Origin of the sequence: Subdoligranulum variabile, assembly GCF_025152575.1 — a bacterium.
GTDB classification, from domain to species: Bacteria; Bacillota; Clostridia; order Oscillospirales; family Ruminococcaceae; genus Gemmiger; species Gemmiger variabilis.
In genome coordinates this window covers 133937-151912 of the sequence record NZ_CP102293.1, presented here as the reverse complement: position 1 = coordinate 151912, position 17976 = coordinate 133937, and the positions used below count along the sequence as shown (strand labels likewise).

Here is a 17976-nt window from a genome sequence, read left to right as displayed (position 1 = left end):
ATGGTTCATTTCGTGGGGGCCGGGCCTGGAGCGCCGGATTTGATCACGCTGCGTGGCGCAGAACTGCTTCGTCGGGCAGACTGTATCATTTATGCCGGGAGCCTTGTCAATCCGGCCTTGCTGGCCATGGCAAAGGATGGCTGTTCCGTATATAACAGTGCAGAGATGACACTGGAAGAAGTCCTTGCAGTGTTTCAGGAACAGGAGCACCAGCATCGTGAAACAGTACGCCTGCATACAGGAGATGCCAGCATTTATGGCGCCATCCGGGAACAGATGGATGCGCTGGATCGTCTGGACATTGCATATGATGACACACCCGGGGTGTCCAGTTTTTGCGGTGCTGCCGCAGCGCTTCACGCCGAGTATACCTTGCCGGGAATCAGCCAGACCGTGATCATCACAAGGATGGCCGGACGCACGCCGGTGCCTGAGCGGGAAGCGCTGAGCAGCCTGGCTGGTCATGGCGCCAGTATGGTGATCTTCCTTTCCGCGGGGATGCTGCCCGCCGTGCAGGAGGCTCTTCTGCAGGGGGCTTATACCGAAACCACCCCGGCAGCGCTGGTCTATAAGGCTACCTGGCCGGAGGAAAAGGTGGTGCGCTGTACCCTGGGGACGCTGGCAGCCTGTGGTGCTGCCCACAAAATTACCAAAACGGCGCTGATTCTGGTGGGGGATTTCCTGCGTACAACGGCGTATGAGCGCAGCAAGTTGTATGATCCCGGCTTTACGACGGAATTCCGAAAGGGGACGCAAGGATGAGTGTCGCCTGCCTGGCCTTCACAGAAAAGGGGTACACACTGGCTTGCAGACTGGCAATGGCGCTGGATGGAACCGCAGACCGCAGCGGACAGCCGCTGACACTGCAGCAGTGGACCCAGACACATTTTGGACAGGAGAAAGCCCTGGTTTATGTGGGAGCCGTGGGCATTGCCGTGCGGGCCATTGCGCCTCATCTGCGCGGCAAGACGGTAGATCCTGCCGTAGTGGCAGTGGATGAATGCGGCCATTTTGCCGTGCCGCTTGTCTCCGGACATCTGGGCGGCGCCAATGATCTGGCCCGTCGAATCAGTGCAATCTGCGGCGCAGAACCGGTGGTAACAACGGCTACCGATAGCAACGGTGTTTTTGCCGTGGACGAATGGGCTCGCCGCCAGCATTGTGCGGTGCTGCATGCATCCTGTATCCGTCGTGTGTCCGGAGCTTTGCTGGCGGGGAAAACAATCCGCGTCAAGACGGAATTTCCTGTGCGGGGGGCGTCTCCGGAGCATGTGACACTGGTCACAGAGGACGGGTATGATGTCTATGTGGGCTTTGCGACCCAGCCAACTTCGGTATTATGGCTGGTGCCGCAGAATGTTGTCCTGGGAGCAGGTTGCCGTAAGGGGACTGATTGCCTGGCCCTGGAGTCGGCGTTGGAGGCGCTCCCTTTGCCGGAGCAGGCAATCTGTGCGGTGGCCAGTATCGATCTGAAGGCCAAAGAACCGGGACTGCTGGAATTCTGCCGGAACCATGGCTGGCCACTGCAAACCTACAGCGCAGCCGAACTGAAGAGTGTGCAGGGAGACTTTACTGCCTCTGATTTTGTGGAAAAAATCACGGGGGTGGACAATGTCTGCGAGCGCGCGGCGGTGCGGGCAAGTGGTGGAACACTGCTATACCGCAAAATGGCTGGCGGCGGGGTGACTCTGGCTGCGGCGGTAAAACCGATTTCACTGGATTGGAGATTTCATAATGAGTGGTAATTTGTATGTGGTCGGTTTGGGGCCGGGCAACAGCGAAATGCTGACGGAACAGGCCTGCAAGGCGTTGGCAGATGCGGACGTGCTGTGCGGATACACCGTCTATGTGGAACTGGTCAGACCGCTTTTTCCGGAAAAGGAGACCTATACGACTGCCATGCGCGGGGAGATGGACCGCTGCCGCTGGGCGCTGGAAACGGCGGCACAGGGAAAAAATGTTGCGCTTGTCTGCAGCGGCGATGCCGGCGTATATGGCATGGCATCTCCTGTGCTGGAACTGGCCGGTGCCTACCCCCAGGTGTCTGTAGAAGTGGTGCCTGGCGTGACGGCGGCACTTTCCGGTGCGGCGGTACTGGGGGCGCCTTTGGGACACGATTTTTGCGTGATTTCATTGTCTGATCTGCTTACGCCCTGGGCATTGATCGAAAAGCGTCTGCAGTGCGCTGCGCTGGGAGATTTTTCGCTTTGTCTGTATAATCCGGCGTCCCATAAGCGGAAAGACCATCTGCAGCGTGCGGTGGACATCCTGCTGAAGGCAGGAAAAGAGAAGGACACACCTTGCGCTACGGTGCGGAACATTGCCCGTCCCGGGCAGGAGGCACAGTTCTATACACTGGAGGCCCTGCGCAGCGCGCCGGTGGATATGTTTACAACGGTGTTCATCGGCAGCAGCACCACCCGACAGGAGGGCCCGTGGCTGATTACACCGCGCGGTTACCGCAACGCATGAAGATTGTGATTTTTTCCGGTACGACGGAAGGCAGAAAACTTTCCCGGGAACTGGCGGAAATGGGTGCGCCGGTATGGGTCTGTGTGGCGACAGAGTATGGAAAAGTGGATCAGGGGACGTATCCCGGCGTAAAGGTCCTTGCAGGACGCCGGGACCGGGATGGTATCGCGCAGCTGCTGGGAACGGATACCCTGTGCATTGATGCGACCCATCCCTATGCTGAACAGGTCACCCGGAACATCCGCGGCGCGGCACGGCAGACCGGAACGATGTATAAGCGTCTGCTGCGCCCGGCAAGTGCACTGCCGCAGGACTGTCAGATGGCAGAAAACATACCGGAGGCGGTGAATATTTTGCAGGCAACGTCGGGAAATGTCCTGCTGACTACCGGTGCCAAGGAAGTGACTTCGTTTGCGCCGCTGGGGGCGGAACGGCTGTACGCCCGGGTGTTGCCGGTAGAATCCAGTCTGGCCGCCTGCCGGGGTGCAGGCATCCCGGCGTCCCATATCATTGCCATTCAGGGGCCTTTTGGCGTTGAGCTGAATGTAGCTTTGCTGCATCAGTTTTCCATTCGGTGGCTTGTCACCAAAGATGGGGGAAATCCCGGCGGTTTTGCAGAAAAATTGGAGGCTGCCCGGAAGTGTGGTGTTCAGAGCATTGTCATCCGGCGCCCGGCGGATCACGGAGAGTCTTACGAAGCGGTTCTTGAATTTTGCAAGGAGTGGATTACGCAATGCAGGTGAGTTTACTGGCACTGGGAGGCGGTACGGATGCTACGCTGACAGAGCAGTGCAGACTGGCGCTTTTTCGGGCGCAGTGCGTTGTAGGCGCTTCCCGACTTTTGCAGGAGTTGCCGGAAGGCTGTACGCAGAACCGGATAGCGGCCACCAAGCCGCAGAAAATTTTAGAGGCATTGCAGACAGCAGACTGGCAAGCGGCAGCCGTTGTATACAGCGGTGATACGGGGTTTTATTCGGGGTGCCGGAACCTGGTGCCGCTTTTGGAGGAACAGGGCATTCCGTATACCGTTTATCCGGGAATTTCCAGTGTGCAGTTGTTGTCAGCAGCGCTGCATCGTCCCTGGCAGGAGTGGAATCTTGTTTCCGCTCACGGCGTCCAATGCGATGCTGTGGCAGCGGTCATGGAGGGCCGGCCTGCGTTTTTCCTGACGGGAGGCAGTCTGGGCGTCCCGGAACTTTGTGCCCAGCTGACGGCTGCCGGATTGGGAGACTTGCCGGTTATCGTAGGGGAAAATCTGAGTTATCCGGATCAGCAGATTGTGACTGGGACAGCGGCTCAAATGCAGGAGCGCCGTTTTGCACCACTGTGTGTACTGCTGGCAGAAGCAGCCCCTCAGCCGCCCTGCCGCGGAGCGGGGTGGCCGGATGACTGGTTTGTGCGAGGCAAAGTGCCCATGACAAAACGGCTGGTGCGGGTGGCAATTCTGTCCGCTTTGGGGCCCAAGCCCGGGGAAACCATCTGGGATGTGGGCGCCGGGACCGGCAGCGTCAGTGTGGAACTGGCAGCTTCTACAAACGGCGGGGCGGTATACGCCATCGAGTGTGAGGAAGCTGCGCAGGAGCTGATCGAAGAAAACCGCCGCAAGTTCCATGCCTGGAATTTGCATGAGATCAAAGGGCGTGCGCCGCAGGCCCTGGAAAATCTGCCGGTGCCGGATGCGGTCTTTGTGGGAGGCAGCAAAGGAGAACTGGAGCAGATCCTTTCGCTGGCGCTGGAAAAGAATCCCGGCGTCCGTCTCTGTGTAAGCTGCATTGCGCTGGAAACCTTGGAAACGGTACGGCGTTTTTGCCGGGAGCACGGCCTTGTGCCAACGGTCACGCAGTTGGCCGTCAGTGAAGCGCGCCCCATGGGAAAGCTGCATCTTTTGATGGCACAAAACCCGATTTTTCTTGTGACGGTACATTGTGATGATTGAATGTATGATTGCGGCCCCGCAGTCCGGCGGCGGCAAAACGGTCATGACCTGTGCGCTGCTGGCAGCGTTGAAACACCAGGGACACAGGGTCTGCGCGTTCAAGTGCGGGCCCGATTATATTGACCCTATGTTTCATCGCGCGGTATTGGGGGTTGACAGCCATAACCTTGACCTTTTTCTTTCTGAAGAGGCAACGGTCAGGAGCCTCTATGCCCGCTATACCCAGGGACATGATGTTGCGGTCTGCGAAGGCGTTATGGGATTTTATGACGGGGTGGGGGGCACTACCACCCGCGCCAGTGCCTGGCACCTTGCGGAAGTGTTGGATTTGCCTGTATTGCTGGTGCTTCGTCCGAAGGGTGCCAGCCTGACACTGGCAGCCATTATACAGGGGCTGAAGCATTTTCGCCCTAACAGTCATCTGGCGGGTATTTTGCTCAACGACTGCAAACCGATGCTCTACCAGACGCTGGCTCCTATGCTGGAACGGGAGACAGGACTGCCGGTACTTGGATATCTGCCGCCCATGGAAGAGGCTTGTTTGGAAAGCCGGCATCTTGGACTTTATACGGCAGGGGAAGTCCGGAATCTTGCAGCAAGAATCCGCGCGTTGTCGGAACAAGCCGAGAAGACAGTGGATCTTTCTCGGATCCAGGCCCTTTGCATGCGTCCGGAAAGGCGGGCAAAGGGGAACCGGGCCTCTGTGACGGAAGTTCCTCTTGCCGTAGCGCGGGACGAAGCTTTTTGTTTTTGCTATGCCGAAACATTGGATGCGCTGCGAGCGGCCGGTGCAGAACCGGTATTTTTCAGCCCGCTGCGGGACAAAAAGCTGCCTGCCGGTTGCGCGGGACTGTATCTGCCGGGGGGCTACCCCGAACTGCATGCAGAGGAGCTCAGCCGGAACGAAGCTATGCGCAGGGCAGTGAAAGAGGCTTTGGAGCAAGGAATACCGACGGTGGCGGAATGCGGCGGCTTCCTCTATCTCGGCCGGACGCTGGAAGATGATCAGGGGACTGCCTGGCCGATGGCTGGAAGCCTGCCGGGGCAGGGATATCGGACCGGACGGCTTGTGCGATTTGGATATGCAGAACTTACGGCCAAAACGGACAGCATGCTGCTTCGCGCCGGAGAAACTGTGCCGATTCATGAGTTCCATTACTGGGACAGCACACAAAATGGAACGGACTGCGTAGTCCAAAAAACGATGGGCCGTCGTCAGTGGGAGTGCGGGTTTGTATCGCAAAACCTGTTTGCTTCCTTTGCCCATCTGTATATGGCGGGAGCGCCGCAACTGGCCGAGCGTTTTGTGGCGGCGGCAAGGCGATATGAAAGGAAGCGGGGAACATGCCCGAAGCAAAGCAACTGAAGGAACTGCTGAAAACCATTCAGCCGCCGTCTGACGCAGCCAAGGCGGAAGCAGAGCGGCAATGGGCGGCTTGTGCCAAACCGCTGGGCAGTCTGGGGCTTCTGGAAGATACATTGACGGAGATGGCGGCCCTGACCGGTACGGCGCAGTTTCAGCTTACGCCGCGTGCGGTGCTGGTGCTGTGTGCGGATAACGGCGTGGTGGCGCAGGGAGTGTCCCAGTCCGGCAGCGAGGTGACCGGTATCGTGGCCAGAGCGCTGGCGGCAGGGCAAAGCAATGTCTGCCGCATGGCGGCGCTGGCGGAGTGCCATGTATTGCCGGTGGATATGGGAATTCGGGACTTTGCCCCTCAGCCGGGTATTCTGTCCTGCCGTATTGGAAATGGCACGCAGGATATGACAGAGGGCTCTGCAATGACGTATGCTCAGGCCGAACAGGCGATCCTGACGGGAATCGATCTGGTTCGTCAACAGAAAGAGGCGGGTGTGCATCTGTTGGCCACGGGGGAAATGGGCATCGGAAATACCACAACCGCTACGGCGGTGAGTTGCCTGTTATTGGGAAAGTCTCCCCAGGAACTGACCGGTCGTGGCGCAGGCCTGTCGGATGCAGGGCTTGTCCGAAAGAGGCTGGCCATCGAGAAAGCCATTCAAGTAAATCAGCCCGATCCAGGTGATCCCGTCGATATTCTTTCCAAGGTGGGCGGTTTTGATATCGCTGGCCTTTGCGGTGTGTTTTTGGGTGGTGCGCTCTATCGGATTCCGGTTCTGATCGATGGAGCCATCAGTGCGGCCGCCGCGTTGTGTGCGGTACGGCTGTCGCCGTTGGCCTCTGCTGCAGCTTTTGCAACACACCAGAGTGCAGAACCAACCGGGAAGTTGCTGCTCAGGGAACTCGGCAAGCATCCGTTGATTACGGCGGGGATGCGGCTGGGAGAGGGCACCGGTGCGGTTGCGGCAATGCCGCTACTGGATATGGCGATGGCAATCTACCGCGGCAGTACCTTTGCTGATTACGGCATGCAGCCGTACACACCACAAGGGGGCTGCTGATGCTGGTACTGGTGATTGGCGGTTCCGGCAGTGGAAAAAGTGAATATGCCGAGCGATTGACGGTGCAGTTGGCAGACGATATGCCGCGGTATTACCTTGCCACTATGCAGGTCTGGGACGAGGAATGCCGCAAAAGAGTCGAAAAGCATCGTCATCAGCGCGCCGGGCGCGGGTTTGTAACGGTGGAACGTACGCGGGACCTGGCAGGAATTTCGCCGGCCATGCTTGACAACGGTGGTACGATTTTGCTGGAGGATCTCGGCAATCTGGCGGCCAATGAGTTATATGCACCCGGACAGAGTTTTCGCCAGGCCGAAGAAAAGATTCTCAAAGGAATCGAAAATCTTCATGCCGTGTGCCGACACCTTGTGGTGGTCTCCAACGAAGTGGGAACCGGCGGTGCCGATTATGCCGGGGAAACGGAGATTTATCTGCGCCTGTTGGGGCATCTGCATCAAGAGATTGCCAAGCGAGCGGATGCTGTCTGCGAATTGAACGCTGGCCTGCCAATTTTCTATAAAGGAAGGAATCTTCTATGATTGTGGCGGAAACCATAGCGGTCGCCTTTGCCATGTTCAGTGCCATCCCGGTGCCGCAGCCGATCTGGAATGAAAAAAACATGCGCTATGTAATGTGCGCGTTCCCTCTGGTGGGGGTGGCGTGTGCGGCGGTGTATGGGGGCTGGGCGTTGTTGTGCGGGATCTGGCCCGTGCCGTCTTGGCTGCAGGCAGCTGGTTATTGTCTCATTCCGGTATTTGTCACGGGTGGCATCCATCTCGATGGGTACGCTGATACCTGTGATGCGCTTGCCAGTTACGCGGACGCTGCCAAAAAGCAGGAAATTTTAAAAGATCCCCATTGCGGTGCCTTTGCACTGATCCGCGTGTGCAGCTATTTTGTGGCATATTTTGCGCTGTGTGCTTCCCTGGCTATGGACAGGCAGGCACTGGTGTGTCTGGGCCTTGGCTTTATACTGGAAAGAACACTGTCCGGCTGGGCTGTGGCAACGTTCCCCATTGCCCGGAATACGGGTCTTGTGCATACCTTTGCCACTGCCGCAGACCGTGCAGTCGTGCGCCGGGTTCTGGCAGCGATGGCGGTGTGCCTGTGCCTTGCCCTGATGGCAATCGGTGGCGTGTCTGGGGCGGCCATGGCGGGCGCGGCGCTTCTGGTCCTTTGGCGGTATAAATGTGTGGCCGAAAAGCAGTTTGGTGGAATTTCCGGAGACCTCGCCGGATGGTTTCTGCAAAAAGCAGAAATTTGGATGCTGGCAGCGTTGGTGATTTGCCGTATTGTGGAGGCGGGTATATGATTTTCCTGTTTGGACCGCTGTACAGCGGAAAACGCGCTTTTGCCTGCAGAATTCTTCACTGCACCGAGGAAGAACTGGACGGTCATGCGGTAGTAAATGCACAACAGCTTGCCGCACAGGCACAGGATCTTACAGCGTTGGCAGATGAACTGGCCCAAAATGAAATCGTGATCGCTACGGAAGTGGGCGGGGGCATTGTTCCTGTCGATTCTGATGCGCGTGCGGCCCGGGAAGCGGCTGGAAGATTTAACTGTCTGCTGGCAGCTCGGGCGGATATCGTGGTGCGGGTCTTTTATGGGTTGCCGCTTGTTTTGAAAGGAAGTCTGGAATTGTGATCATCTATTTGCTGCGTCACGGTACTACTATTTACAATGTGGAAAAGCGTTATCAAGGGCAAAGAAATATCCCGCTTTCGGAGGAGGGAAAGGCGAATATCCGGCAGGCAGATTTTTCCCCGGAGGTTGTGTACGTCTCTCCGCTGATCCGCACGCAGCAGACGGCAGCAATCCTCTTTCCACAGGCAAAGCAGATCGTGGTAGAAAACCTCAAGGAAATGAATTTCGGTAGCTTTGAAGGCCGCAATTATATCGAAATGGAGCATGATCCGGATTATCTCGCCTGGGTAAAGGCTAACTGTGAAACGGCCTGCCCTGACGGAGAACGGAAAGATCAGTTCTGCGACCGCACCTGCGCGGCTTTTGCCAAGCTGGTGGAGGAAGCCTTTCGGCAGGGAAAAGAGCAGCTGGTCATTGTTGCGCATGGCGGCACCCAGATGGCCGTGATGGAACGATATGCCGTGCCTCATCACGAATACTACCACTGGTGCGCACCCAATGCCGGAGGGTACAAACTGGATGCTTCCCGCTGGCCGCAGGAACGGGTGCTGACACTGCTGGAAACCGTTCAGTATACCAGGGAGAACCGCAGATGAAAATTTGTCTGGCAATCGCCCTGGGATTCCTTCTGGATCTGTGGCTGGCCGACCCCGGTTGGATGCCGCATCCGGTGGTGGCGATGGGAAAGTGCATCGCAAAATTGGAAAGCGTTTTGCGCCGGAGCTTTCCGGCAACGCCCACAGGCGAAAGGACAGCGGGAATTGTGCTGGCAGCAGTATTGCCGTTGGGGACGCTTCTCTTTACGACGCTGGTCTGTTGGGCGGCGGATTTCCTGCATCCGGCATTGGGATTTGCCGTGCAGACGATTTGGTGCTGGCAGGCGCTGGCTGTGAAAGGATTGGCAGCAGAAAGCCGCAATGTGTATGGATGTCTTGCCGCGGAGGACCTGCCGGCGGCCCGCAAAGCTGTGGCACGTATTGTGGGGCGAGATACGCAGAATCTGACGGTGGAAGGTGTGACCAAAGCTGCCGTGGAGACTGTGGCCGAAAATTTTTCCGATGGGGTAGTGGCGCCGCTTCTGTATATGCTCATTGGCGGTGCACCGCTGGCACTGTGTTACAAAGCCATCAATACGATGGACAGCATGGTTGGGTATAAGAATCAGCGATACCTGTATTTTGGCTGGGCGGCTGCGAAGCTGGACGATGCAGCCAATTTCCTCCCGTCCCGTCTGGCGGCGCTGGTCTGGATTGTTGCCGCAGCCCTGACCGGGCAGGACGCCAAAAATTCCTGGAGAATCTGGCGGCGTGACCGTCGGAATCATGCCAGCCCCAACAGTGCACAGACGGAATCAGCCTGTGCCGGGGCGTTGGGGGTGCAGCTGGCCGGACCGGCGTACTATTTTGGCGAATACTATGAAAAGCCAACCATTGGCGATGCACAGCGTCCGGTGGAACCACAGGATATCCTCCGTGCCAATCGGATGCTCGTTGCGGCAGCAATCTTGTCAGTGCTCGCAGGACTTGGAATTCGTTTTGGATTTTTGCTTTTCTTGAGGTGAAATATGCAGCTGGTTCACGGCGGCGATTGGGCCGGTTTTGAAACAGAATATGGTCGATCACCGTTGGACTTTTCAGCCAATGTCAGCCCTTTAGGCGTGCCGCAGGGCGTGCAGGATGCCGTCAAAGCGGCTGTGGCGGCAGCAGATCGTTATCCGGATCCTTTGTGCCGGAAACTTGCCGGGCACATTGCCGAGGCAGGGAATCTGCCGCAGGAGTGGATCCTCTGCGGCAACGGAGCGGCTGATTTGATCTGGCGGCTGGCGGCGGCCCTGCGACCGCAAAAGGCGCTGCTGCCGGCACCGGCCTTTTCCGAGTATGAAGCGGCTTTGCGCAGCGTGAATTGTCGGATTCGGCGCCATTTCCTTTTGCCGGAAAAGGATTTTACTGTGGAGGATTCCTTCGCGGAAGCGATCACGGAACAAACGGGAATGGTGTTTCTCTGCGAACCCAACAATCCCACCGGCCGTACCACGCCGATGCCTGTTTTGGAACATATCATGACGCGGTGCGCTGCAGTGGGGGCCATTTTGGTTGTGGACGAATGTTTTGGCGATTTTTTGGATGAGCCGGATACCCATACGTTGGTTCCATGGCTGAAGAAATATCCCAATCTCGTAATTCTGAAAGCCTTTACCAAACTCTATGCCATGGCAGGAATTCGTCTGGGGTACGCTTTGTGTTCTGATGTGGAGCTGCTGGGCAGACTTCGCATGGCGGGACCTCCCTGGGCGGTGAGTACGCTGGCCCAGGCGGCTGGTTGTGCGGCCCTGCGGGAGCAACCGTATGTGCAGTCGGTACGTGCTTTGATCCGGACGCAACGGCCGTTTCTGCAACGGGAACTGCGGCGGCTGGGATTACGGGTGGTTGCAGGGGAAGCCAATTATCTGCTGTTCCGCTGCAGGACTCCGCTGATACAGCCTTTGCGGGAACGAGGAATCCTGCTGCGAAGCTGTGAGAATTATCCGGGCCTGGATGATACGTGGTATCGTACAGCGGTGCGGACCGAAGAGGAAAACCGTCGTCTGCTGGCGGCGCTTAAGGAGATTCTTTCATGAGCCAGATTCACCATGCCCGCTGTATTATGGTGCAGGGGACGATGTCGGGGGCAGGCAAGAGCTTGTTGTGCACGGCCCTCTGCCGGATTTTTGCCCAGGATGGACTGCGCGTGGCACCGTTCAAGAGCCAGAATATGGCGCTGAACAGCTACGTGACGCGTCAGGGGCTGGAGATGGGGCGGGCCCAGGTGGTCCAGGCCCAGGCGGCTGGGGTGGAGCCTGATGTACGGATGAATCCGATTTTGCTCAAACCCTGCAGTGATACCGGGAGTCAGGTTATCGTTAACGGAAAGGTGCGCGGGCAGATGCCGGCGGCAGAATATTTCCGTTACAAAAAACAGCTGGTTCCGGAGATTCTGGATGCTTACGAAAGTCTGGCCCGGACATACGATGTCATCGTGGTGGAGGGCGCCGGCAGCCCGGCAGAAATCAACCTGAAAGCGGACGATATCGTCAATATGGGCCTGGCCAAAATGATCCATGCACCGGTGCTTCTGGCGGGGGACATTGACCGGGGCGGTGTGTTTGCGCAGCTGTACGGCACGGTGGCGCTTCTGGAGCCGGAAGAGCGGGCACGGATCGGCGGACTGGTCATCAACAAATTCCGCGGGGATCCATCGATCCTGGCGCCGGGACTTTCCATGCTGGAAGAAAAGACCGGGCTGCCGGTATTGGGCGTGGTGCCCTTTATGAACTTGGATATCGACGATGAGGATTCTCTGGCTCCGCGCCTGGGAGAAACCTCTGTGCATAAGCCCCTTGATGTGGCGGTGATTCGTCTGCCGCGAATTTCCAATTTTACAGATTTCACGCCGTTGGAAACGCACCCGGCTTTGGGTGTTCGGTATGTGGGGGATCCTTCTTCGCTGGGACACCCGGATCTGATCATTCTGCCGGGAACCAAAAACACGATGGAAGATCTCCTTTGGCTGCGGCAGTGTGGACTGGAAGCGGCTATCTGTAAGGCGGCTGCTGGAAATATCCCGGTTTTGGGGGTGTGCGGCGGGTATCAGATGTTGGGAAGGACGCTGCAGGATCCTTTCGGTTTGGAGGGCGGCGAGGCAGGCCGCACACTGCGTGGCCTGGCACTTCTCCCAATCGACACGATCTTTACGCGGCAAAAGACGCGTACCCGTGTGCAGGCAAAGACGCTGCCAAAGCCTTTTGAAGGGGCCCGGCTGGATGGATATGAGATCCACATGGGGGAGACGACGGGAGAGGGCGTGCCCTTCTGCCGGCTGTCGGACGGCAGACCCGAAGGCTGCTGGCAGGGGATGGTATATGGCACCTATCTGCATGGCCTCTTTGATACCGGTGAACTGACGGTCAAGCTGGCGGACTGGCTCTGTAAGAGAAAAGGGCTTTCTGTACAACAAGCGGCTCCTGTCAGTCATGCAGCCTACCAGCAGCGGCAGTTTGATGCTCTGGCCCAAGGCGTGCGAGAAGCGCTGGACATGCGGGCCGTTTACCGTTTGATGGAGGAATACCGATGAGACAACACACGCTCCCCGCTGATATTGAGCGGACCAGTATGCAGATCATCTCGGAAGAACTTTCGCAACAGAAGATAGAACTTGCGCCGGAAAATGCGGCAGTGGTACGGCGGGTTATCCATACAACGGCGGATTTCGAATATGCGCACACGCTCCGTTTTACACAGAATGCTGTACAGTATGGTGTTGACTCGCTGAAGCGAGGAAACACGATTGTGACTGATACAAACATGGCGTTGGCCGGTATCAGCAAGCCGTCTTTGGCCGCGCTGGATGCAACAGCACAATGTTTTATGGCAGATCCTCAGGTGGCTGCAACCGCCAAGCGGCAGGGGACAACCCGTGCGGTAGCTTCCATGCAGTATGCTGCGCAGGTTTGTCCCAACGCAATCTTTGCGGTGGGAAATGCCCCGACAGCGCTGCTGGCACTGTGCGATCTGCTGGAACAGAATGTTTTGCGCCCGGCGTTGGTGATCGCTGTGCCGGTGGGATTTGTCAATGTGGTGGAAAGCAAGGAAAAAGTGTTCTCGGCCTGCCTGGCCCGGAATATCCCCTGCATAGCGGCCATGGGACGCAAAGGCGGCAGTACGGTGGCTGCGGCTATCTGCAATGCACTGCTTTATACCGCCACAGGACGCCTGGATCCGGCGGCACGGGGCTGGCAGGGGTGACAGTATGAAAAAGAAAAGACAACATAAGGCATCTGCTCCTGCTGTGCTGGGAATGCTGGCAGTTGCTGTGGTGGTATCCTCTGTGGCTGCATTGTGCCTTGGCAGTCAGCCTTATTCGCTGGGACAACTTTGGCAGGCGCTTTGTACGCGGGGAGAACAGGATCCCGTCTGGCGTGTTATCGCCTATGTTCGGTTGCCGCGTATGCTGGGCGGCCTATTTTCCGGGGCGGCTCTTGCGGTGGCCGGTGTGCTGCTGCAGGCAGTGCTGAATAATGCGATGGCCAGCCCTAATGTGATTGGCGTGAATGCCGGTGCGGGATTTTTTGCACTGTTTGCCATGGTCGTGGCGCCAGCGGTGCCAGGTGCCATGCAATTTGCTTCCTTCCTGGGGGCACTGGGCTGTTCTATGCTGGTCTATCTGCTGGCCTGGCGGGCCGGCCTCTCCCGCACGACTCTGGTTCTGGCGGGCCTCGCGGTCAGCGGTATGCTGACTGCCGGCATCAATACATTGAAGCTGCTCTGGCCGGAGATCGTGGCCAGCTCTCCGGGATTTCTGACAGGGGGGCTCTCCGGCGTTACCATGAAGATGCTGACGGCGGCTTTTCCTTATTTTGTGGCCGGGATGCTCCTGGCTCTGTTTTTGACGGTGGATCTGAACGTCCTTTGCCTGGGGGAAGAAAGTGCAACAGGCCTTGGACTGCATGTGACCCGGACAAGATTTCTGGGGATTCTGGCATCGGCTCTGTTGGCCGGGGCGGCAGTCAGTTTGGCAGGGCTGCTGAGTTTCGTGGGACTTCTTGCGCCGCATATTGCGCGTCGGCTTATCGGAACCGATTATCGGATTCTGGTGCCCGCGTCGGCACTGCTGGGGGCGGCTTTTGTGGTGGTATGCGATATCGCTGCACGGCTGCTGTTTGCACCGTTTGAACTCCCCGTCGGAATTCTGCTTTCCCTTATCGGTGGCCCTTTCTTCCTGAGCCTGCTGCTTCACCGCAAAAGGAGGCGTATCTATGTTTGAACTGCGGCACGCGTCGGTTGGTTACGAAGGAACTCCTGTTTTGCGGGATATCAGCTTCACGGCGCAGGATGGTCAGATCACGGCATTGGTGGGAACCAACGGGTGTGGTAAAACCACACTGCTTAAAGCGATTGCCCGGCAGTTGCCGCTGTTGAATGGGGAAATTCTGCTGCAGGGGCAACCAATTCAAAGCTTTGACCGCAAGGCGTTTGCCCGTGCCGCTGCTTTTATGCCGCAGGTGCGTAATATCCCGGAAATCTCCGTGCGAGGTCTTGTCAGCCACGGACGGTTCCCGTATCTGGGACTTTCCCGTCAGATGACTACCCGGGACCGTGCGGCAGTAGAACAGGCGATGCGAGCTACAGGTGTGGCACAATGGGCGGAGCGGGATCTGCGGGAACTTTCCGGTGGCGAACGACAGCGAGTCTACCTGGCTATGGCGTTGGCACAGGGAGGCGATGCCATTCTTCTGGACGAACCAACGACCTACTTGGACGTATCAGCTCAGTTTGAATTGTTGGAATTGCTGCGGACCTTGGCGGATCAGGGAAAAACGCTCCTGCTGGTACTGCATGATCTGGCCCAGGCGCTCCAGTACAGTGACCGGGTGGCGGTGGTGGCGGAAGGCAGGCTGCTGGCTTTTGACAGTCCTGCGAACCTATTTGAACAAAAAATTCTGGACCGCGTGTTCGGGGTTACTCTTTGCCGTGCCCCGGAAGGAACCTATTATCTTCGGCGGTGAAATCGACCCAAACCTCCTCTTGCAATTGTCCGGGCAATATTGTATAATAGCTTTTGCGGACAGGGCTGAATTGCGCTGTTTTGCGTACAGATGCGGGCCCCGTGCGTGGGCGGCCTGTGAACCATGTCAGGCGGGGAACCGAGCAGCATTAAGCGGCGCTCGTCCAGTGCTGCGGCAAGCCTGCATCTGTACGCAAAGCAGCGCAGCCGCGTGCTCTGCCCGCTTTTTCTGATTTTCGGGGGAGGTGTGCCTATGTACCGAGCGCTGTATCGAAAATGGCGCCCGCAGCGGTTTGCCGATGTGGTAGGGCAGACGCCCATTGTTACTGCGCTGCAGAACCAGATTGCGGCGGGACGTATCGGGCATGCTTATCTCTTTACGGGAACCCGCGGCACCGGCAAGACGACCTGCGCCAAGATTTTTGCGAAAGCGGTCAACTGCCTGGATCACACAAGCCCGGATCCCTGCTGCGAATGTGAGATCTGCAAAGGCATCGACAGCGGAGCCATCATGGATATCATCGAGATGGACGCCGCCTCCAACAACGGCGTAGATGATATTCGGGATCTGCGGGATGAAGTGGCCTATCTGCCGTCGGTGTGCCGTTACAAGGTATACATCATCGATGAGGTGCACATGCTTTCCACGCAGGCATTCAATGCTCTGCTGAAAACGATGGAGGAACCGCCGGAGCACGTCATTTTTATTCTGGCGACCACCGAAGTACAGAAAGTTCCTGTAACCATCCTCAGTCGTTGCCAGCGATACGATTTTGCACGGATCACAGCGAAGGACATTGCGGGACGCTTGACCTATGTGGCGGAGCAGGAAAAAATCGAATTGGAATCCGGCGCGGCGCAGCTGATCGGCCGTTTGGCCGATGGCGCTATGCGTGATGCGCTGTCCATTCTGGATACCTGCGCAGGCGTTGACAATCATGTGGATGAAGCACTGGTACGCCGGATGGCGGGTGTGACCGACCGTGGATACCTGTTTGAAATCAGCGATGCCATTGCGGCAAAAGACTCAGTTGCAGCCCTTGGGAAAATCGCAGAACTCCGGCAGCAGAGCGTAGATATGCGCCGCCTTTGTATGGAACTGGCAGGGCATTACCGGGATTTGATGCTTTGTGCACTGCAGGGGGGGACCGATCTGCTGACCGGTACTTCGCCGGAGGAAGAGGCAGCCTACGCACAGCGCAGGGATTTTCCGCAGGCAGAGGCAATCCGCGCCATCAATGCATTTGGTCAGTCGTTGGAAAAGATGAGCCGCGGCACCGACCAACGTATCGAACTGGAACTGGCAGTCTTTTCTCTGACGCAGCCGCAGACGGCGGTGACTGCGCAGGCGGCACCTGTGCAGATGGCACAGCCTGTGGCACCGCAGCCTTTTGCGGCAACAGCACCGGCTCCGTTTGCCTCAGTACCACCTGTACAGAGCAGCAAACCTGCTACACCGCCACCGACGGTTCAGTCTAAAGCCCAAGAACCTCCGGAGGAACTGCCTCCGCCAGAGGAAGAGCCGGAGTTTCTGCAGCCGGAGCTGCGCCCGGCTGTTGCGGTCAAAGCGCCGGAACCTGAACTTCAGCCGGCTTCTAAGGCTGCGCCGCGCCGTACGCCCCCTAAACAGGAAGCAGGACCGTTGGAACCGTTTCCCCAATGGGCGTTGGTACTGGCCGATCTGGAGGAAACCGACGGGATGATGATTTCCTTCCTGCGGGGAACCAGAGCGTATTATGATGGCAAGCATGTGCTGTTTGAATGCAGTGATGCCTTCCGTGATTATATTCGCAACAACCGCGAAGTCAGCAAAAAACTGAAAGAAACGATCTACCGGGTTACCAAAATCCGGTGCAGTATTGGTCCTTACGAAGCGCCGAAGACGGAAGAACAAGCAGGGCCGCAGATGTCCCTTGATCAGACGCTGCAGAATATGCAGGCACTCGGTGTGGACGTTCAAATTGAAGATAAATAATTTTTGGAGGATATTCCCATGAAAGCAAGACTGCCTAAAGGCTATGGCCGGCCCGATCCTAACGCGATGATGCGCCAGGTTCAGAAGATGCAGGATGAAATCCGCGCCAAGCAGGAAGAGCTGGAAGCCAAAGAGTACACCGGTACGGCCAGTGGCGAGATGGTTACTGTCACGATGACCGGCAAGCATGAGATTACTGCGGTCAAGATCAAGCCGGAAGCCGTAGATCCTGAGGATATCGAGATGCTGGAAGATCTTATTGCGGCTGCAGTCAACAGTGCTGTGGCAGCAGTCGACAAAGACTCGGAAGAGGAAATGGGCAAGCTGACCGGCGGAATGAACATTCCCGGTTTGGGCTAAGAGGCAGTACCATGCCCCAGAATGTTGAACCGCTGGAAAATCTGGTTGACCAGTTTGCGCGCTTCCCGGGAATTGGCCGCAAAGGGGCTACCCGGATGGCTTATGAAGTGATGTCCATGTCCAATGAGCAGGCGATGGAACTGGCCAGAGCCATTGAACATGCCAAGAAAGACCTCCACCGTTGCCGCATCTGCCAGGATTATACGGCGGGTGAGGTGTGTAAAATCTGTTCTTCCCCCAAACGGGATCGCAGTGTGATCTGCGTGGTAGAAAGTCCGCGGGATATCAAGTCCATCGAACGCACGCATGAATATAATGGTCTGTACCATGTACTTCATGGGTTGATCTCACCGATGGATGGCATCGGGGCGGATCAGCTCTGCGTCAAGGAACTGCTGGCGCGCCTCAATGAGACCGTTAAAGAAGTTATTATGGCGACCAGTCCGACGGTAGAAGGAGAAGCTACGGCCATGTATCTGGCCAAGCTGATCAAACCGCTGGGAATACGGACGACTCGCCTTGCCTATGGCTTGCCGGTAGGATCCAGTCTGGAATATGCGGACGAGACAACTCTCTATCGTGCCATGCAGGGACGCGGAGAGCTGTGACGGCTTTTTCTTGACTTTTG

At 57.4% G+C, this 17976-nt stretch carries 20 protein-coding genes and 1 other RNA gene; all 21 read left to right on the top strand.

Features of this window, described 5'->3' with window-relative positions:
- Positions 1-762 (top strand): precorrin-4 C(11)-methyltransferase, encoded by a 762-nt coding sequence (gene cobM, locus NQ490_RS00740; protein WP_007046874.1) that lies wholly within the window; start codon positions 1-3, stop codon positions 760-762.
- Positions 759-1745, top strand: coding sequence for a cobalt-precorrin 5A hydrolase (locus NQ490_RS00735; protein WP_007046873.1), 987 nt, complete (start codon positions 759-761; stop codon positions 1743-1745). Before cobM ends, NQ490_RS00735 begins: the two co-directional genes overlap by 4 nt.
- Entirely contained in the window at positions 1735-2472 is a 738-nt protein-coding gene (gene cobJ, locus NQ490_RS00730) for a precorrin-3B C(17)-methyltransferase (RefSeq protein WP_007046872.1), read from the top strand. Before NQ490_RS00735 ends, cobJ begins: the two co-directional genes overlap by 11 nt.
- The gene (cobK, locus tag NQ490_RS00725) at positions 2436-3215 is read left to right on the top strand and encodes a precorrin-6A reductase (protein ID WP_320415297.1); all 780 of its coding nucleotides are present in this window, start codon (positions 2436-2438) and stop codon (positions 3213-3215) included. Before cobJ ends, cobK begins: the two co-directional genes overlap by 37 nt.
- A complete protein-coding gene (locus NQ490_RS00720) occupies positions 3206-4408 on the top strand; it encodes a bifunctional cobalt-precorrin-7 (C(5))-methyltransferase/cobalt-precorrin-6B (C(15))-methyltransferase (RefSeq protein ID WP_007046870.1) in 1203 nt (400 codons plus the stop codon). Before cobK ends, NQ490_RS00720 begins: the two co-directional genes overlap by 10 nt.
- On the top strand, positions 4401-5774 hold the full coding sequence (locus tag NQ490_RS00715) for a cobyrinate a,c-diamide synthase (RefSeq protein ID WP_007046869.1): 1374 nt from the start codon (positions 4401-4403) through the stop codon (positions 5772-5774). Before NQ490_RS00720 ends, NQ490_RS00715 begins: the two co-directional genes overlap by 8 nt.
- Positions 5753-6826, top strand: a complete 1074-nt coding sequence (gene cobT, locus NQ490_RS00710; RefSeq protein ID WP_007046868.1) for a nicotinate-nucleotide--dimethylbenzimidazole phosphoribosyltransferase — start codon at positions 5753-5755, stop codon at positions 6824-6826. The genes NQ490_RS00715 and cobT overlap by 22 nt, the downstream gene beginning before the upstream one ends.
- Complete coding sequence (locus tag NQ490_RS00705) at positions 6826-7365, top strand: bifunctional adenosylcobinamide kinase/adenosylcobinamide-phosphate guanylyltransferase (protein WP_007046867.1); 540 nt, start codon at positions 6826-6828, stop codon at positions 7363-7365. Before cobT ends, NQ490_RS00705 begins: the two co-directional genes overlap by 1 nt.
- The gene (locus NQ490_RS00700; protein ID WP_007046866.1) at positions 7362-8138 is read left to right on the top strand and encodes an adenosylcobinamide-GDP ribazoletransferase; all 777 of its coding nucleotides are present in this window, start codon (positions 7362-7364) and stop codon (positions 8136-8138) included. The genes NQ490_RS00705 and NQ490_RS00700 overlap by 4 nt, the downstream gene beginning before the upstream one ends.
- Positions 8135-8473: a bifunctional adenosylcobinamide kinase/adenosylcobinamide-phosphate guanylyltransferase gene (locus NQ490_RS00695; protein WP_007046865.1), complete on the top strand. Its 339-nt coding sequence runs from the start codon at positions 8135-8137 to the stop codon at positions 8471-8473. Before NQ490_RS00700 ends, NQ490_RS00695 begins: the two co-directional genes overlap by 4 nt.
- The gene (locus NQ490_RS00690; RefSeq protein WP_007046864.1) at positions 8470-9069 is read left to right on the top strand and encodes a histidine phosphatase family protein; all 600 of its coding nucleotides are present in this window, start codon (positions 8470-8472) and stop codon (positions 9067-9069) included. Before NQ490_RS00695 ends, NQ490_RS00690 begins: the two co-directional genes overlap by 4 nt.
- The gene (gene cbiB, locus NQ490_RS00685; RefSeq protein WP_007046863.1) at positions 9066-10034 is read left to right on the top strand and encodes an adenosylcobinamide-phosphate synthase CbiB; all 969 of its coding nucleotides are present in this window, start codon (positions 9066-9068) and stop codon (positions 10032-10034) included. The genes NQ490_RS00690 and cbiB overlap by 4 nt, the downstream gene beginning before the upstream one ends.
- Positions 10035-10037: 3 nt before the next feature.
- On the top strand, positions 10038-11090 hold the full coding sequence (locus NQ490_RS00680) for a pyridoxal phosphate-dependent aminotransferase (protein ID WP_007046862.1): 1053 nt from the start codon (positions 10038-10040) through the stop codon (positions 11088-11090).
- Positions 11087-12583 (top strand): cobyric acid synthase, encoded by a 1497-nt coding sequence (locus NQ490_RS00675; RefSeq protein WP_007046861.1) that lies wholly within the window; start codon positions 11087-11089, stop codon positions 12581-12583. Before NQ490_RS00680 ends, NQ490_RS00675 begins: the two co-directional genes overlap by 4 nt.
- Positions 12580-13254, top strand: a complete 675-nt coding sequence (locus NQ490_RS00670) for a precorrin-8X methylmutase (RefSeq protein WP_007046860.1) — start codon at positions 12580-12582, stop codon at positions 13252-13254. The genes NQ490_RS00675 and NQ490_RS00670 overlap by 4 nt, the downstream gene beginning before the upstream one ends.
- Before the next feature lie 4 nt (positions 13255-13258).
- Positions 13259-14272, top strand: coding sequence for a FecCD family ABC transporter permease (locus NQ490_RS00665; protein WP_040917677.1), 1014 nt, complete (start codon positions 13259-13261; stop codon positions 14270-14272).
- Positions 14265-15014 (top strand): ABC transporter ATP-binding protein, encoded by a 750-nt coding sequence (locus NQ490_RS00660; protein ID WP_007046858.1) that lies wholly within the window; start codon positions 14265-14267, stop codon positions 15012-15014. Before NQ490_RS00665 ends, NQ490_RS00660 begins: the two co-directional genes overlap by 8 nt.
- A gap of 90 nt (positions 15015-15104) precedes the next feature.
- Positions 15105-15203, top strand: an RNA gene (ffs, locus tag NQ490_RS00655) — signal recognition particle sRNA small type.
- Positions 15204-15266: 63 nt separating this feature from the next.
- Positions 15267-16988, top strand: coding sequence for a DNA polymerase III subunit gamma/tau (gene dnaX / locus NQ490_RS00650; protein ID WP_040917675.1), 1722 nt, complete (start codon positions 15267-15269; stop codon positions 16986-16988).
- An 18-nt stretch (positions 16989-17006) separates the two neighbouring features.
- Positions 17007-17348 (top strand): YbaB/EbfC family nucleoid-associated protein, encoded by a 342-nt coding sequence (locus NQ490_RS00645; RefSeq protein WP_007046856.1) that lies wholly within the window; start codon positions 17007-17009, stop codon positions 17346-17348.
- An 11-nt stretch (positions 17349-17359) separates the two neighbouring features.
- Complete coding sequence (gene recR / locus NQ490_RS00640) at positions 17360-17956, top strand: recombination mediator RecR (protein ID WP_007046855.1); 597 nt, start codon at positions 17360-17362, stop codon at positions 17954-17956.
- Positions 17957-17976: the final 20 nt, after the last annotated feature.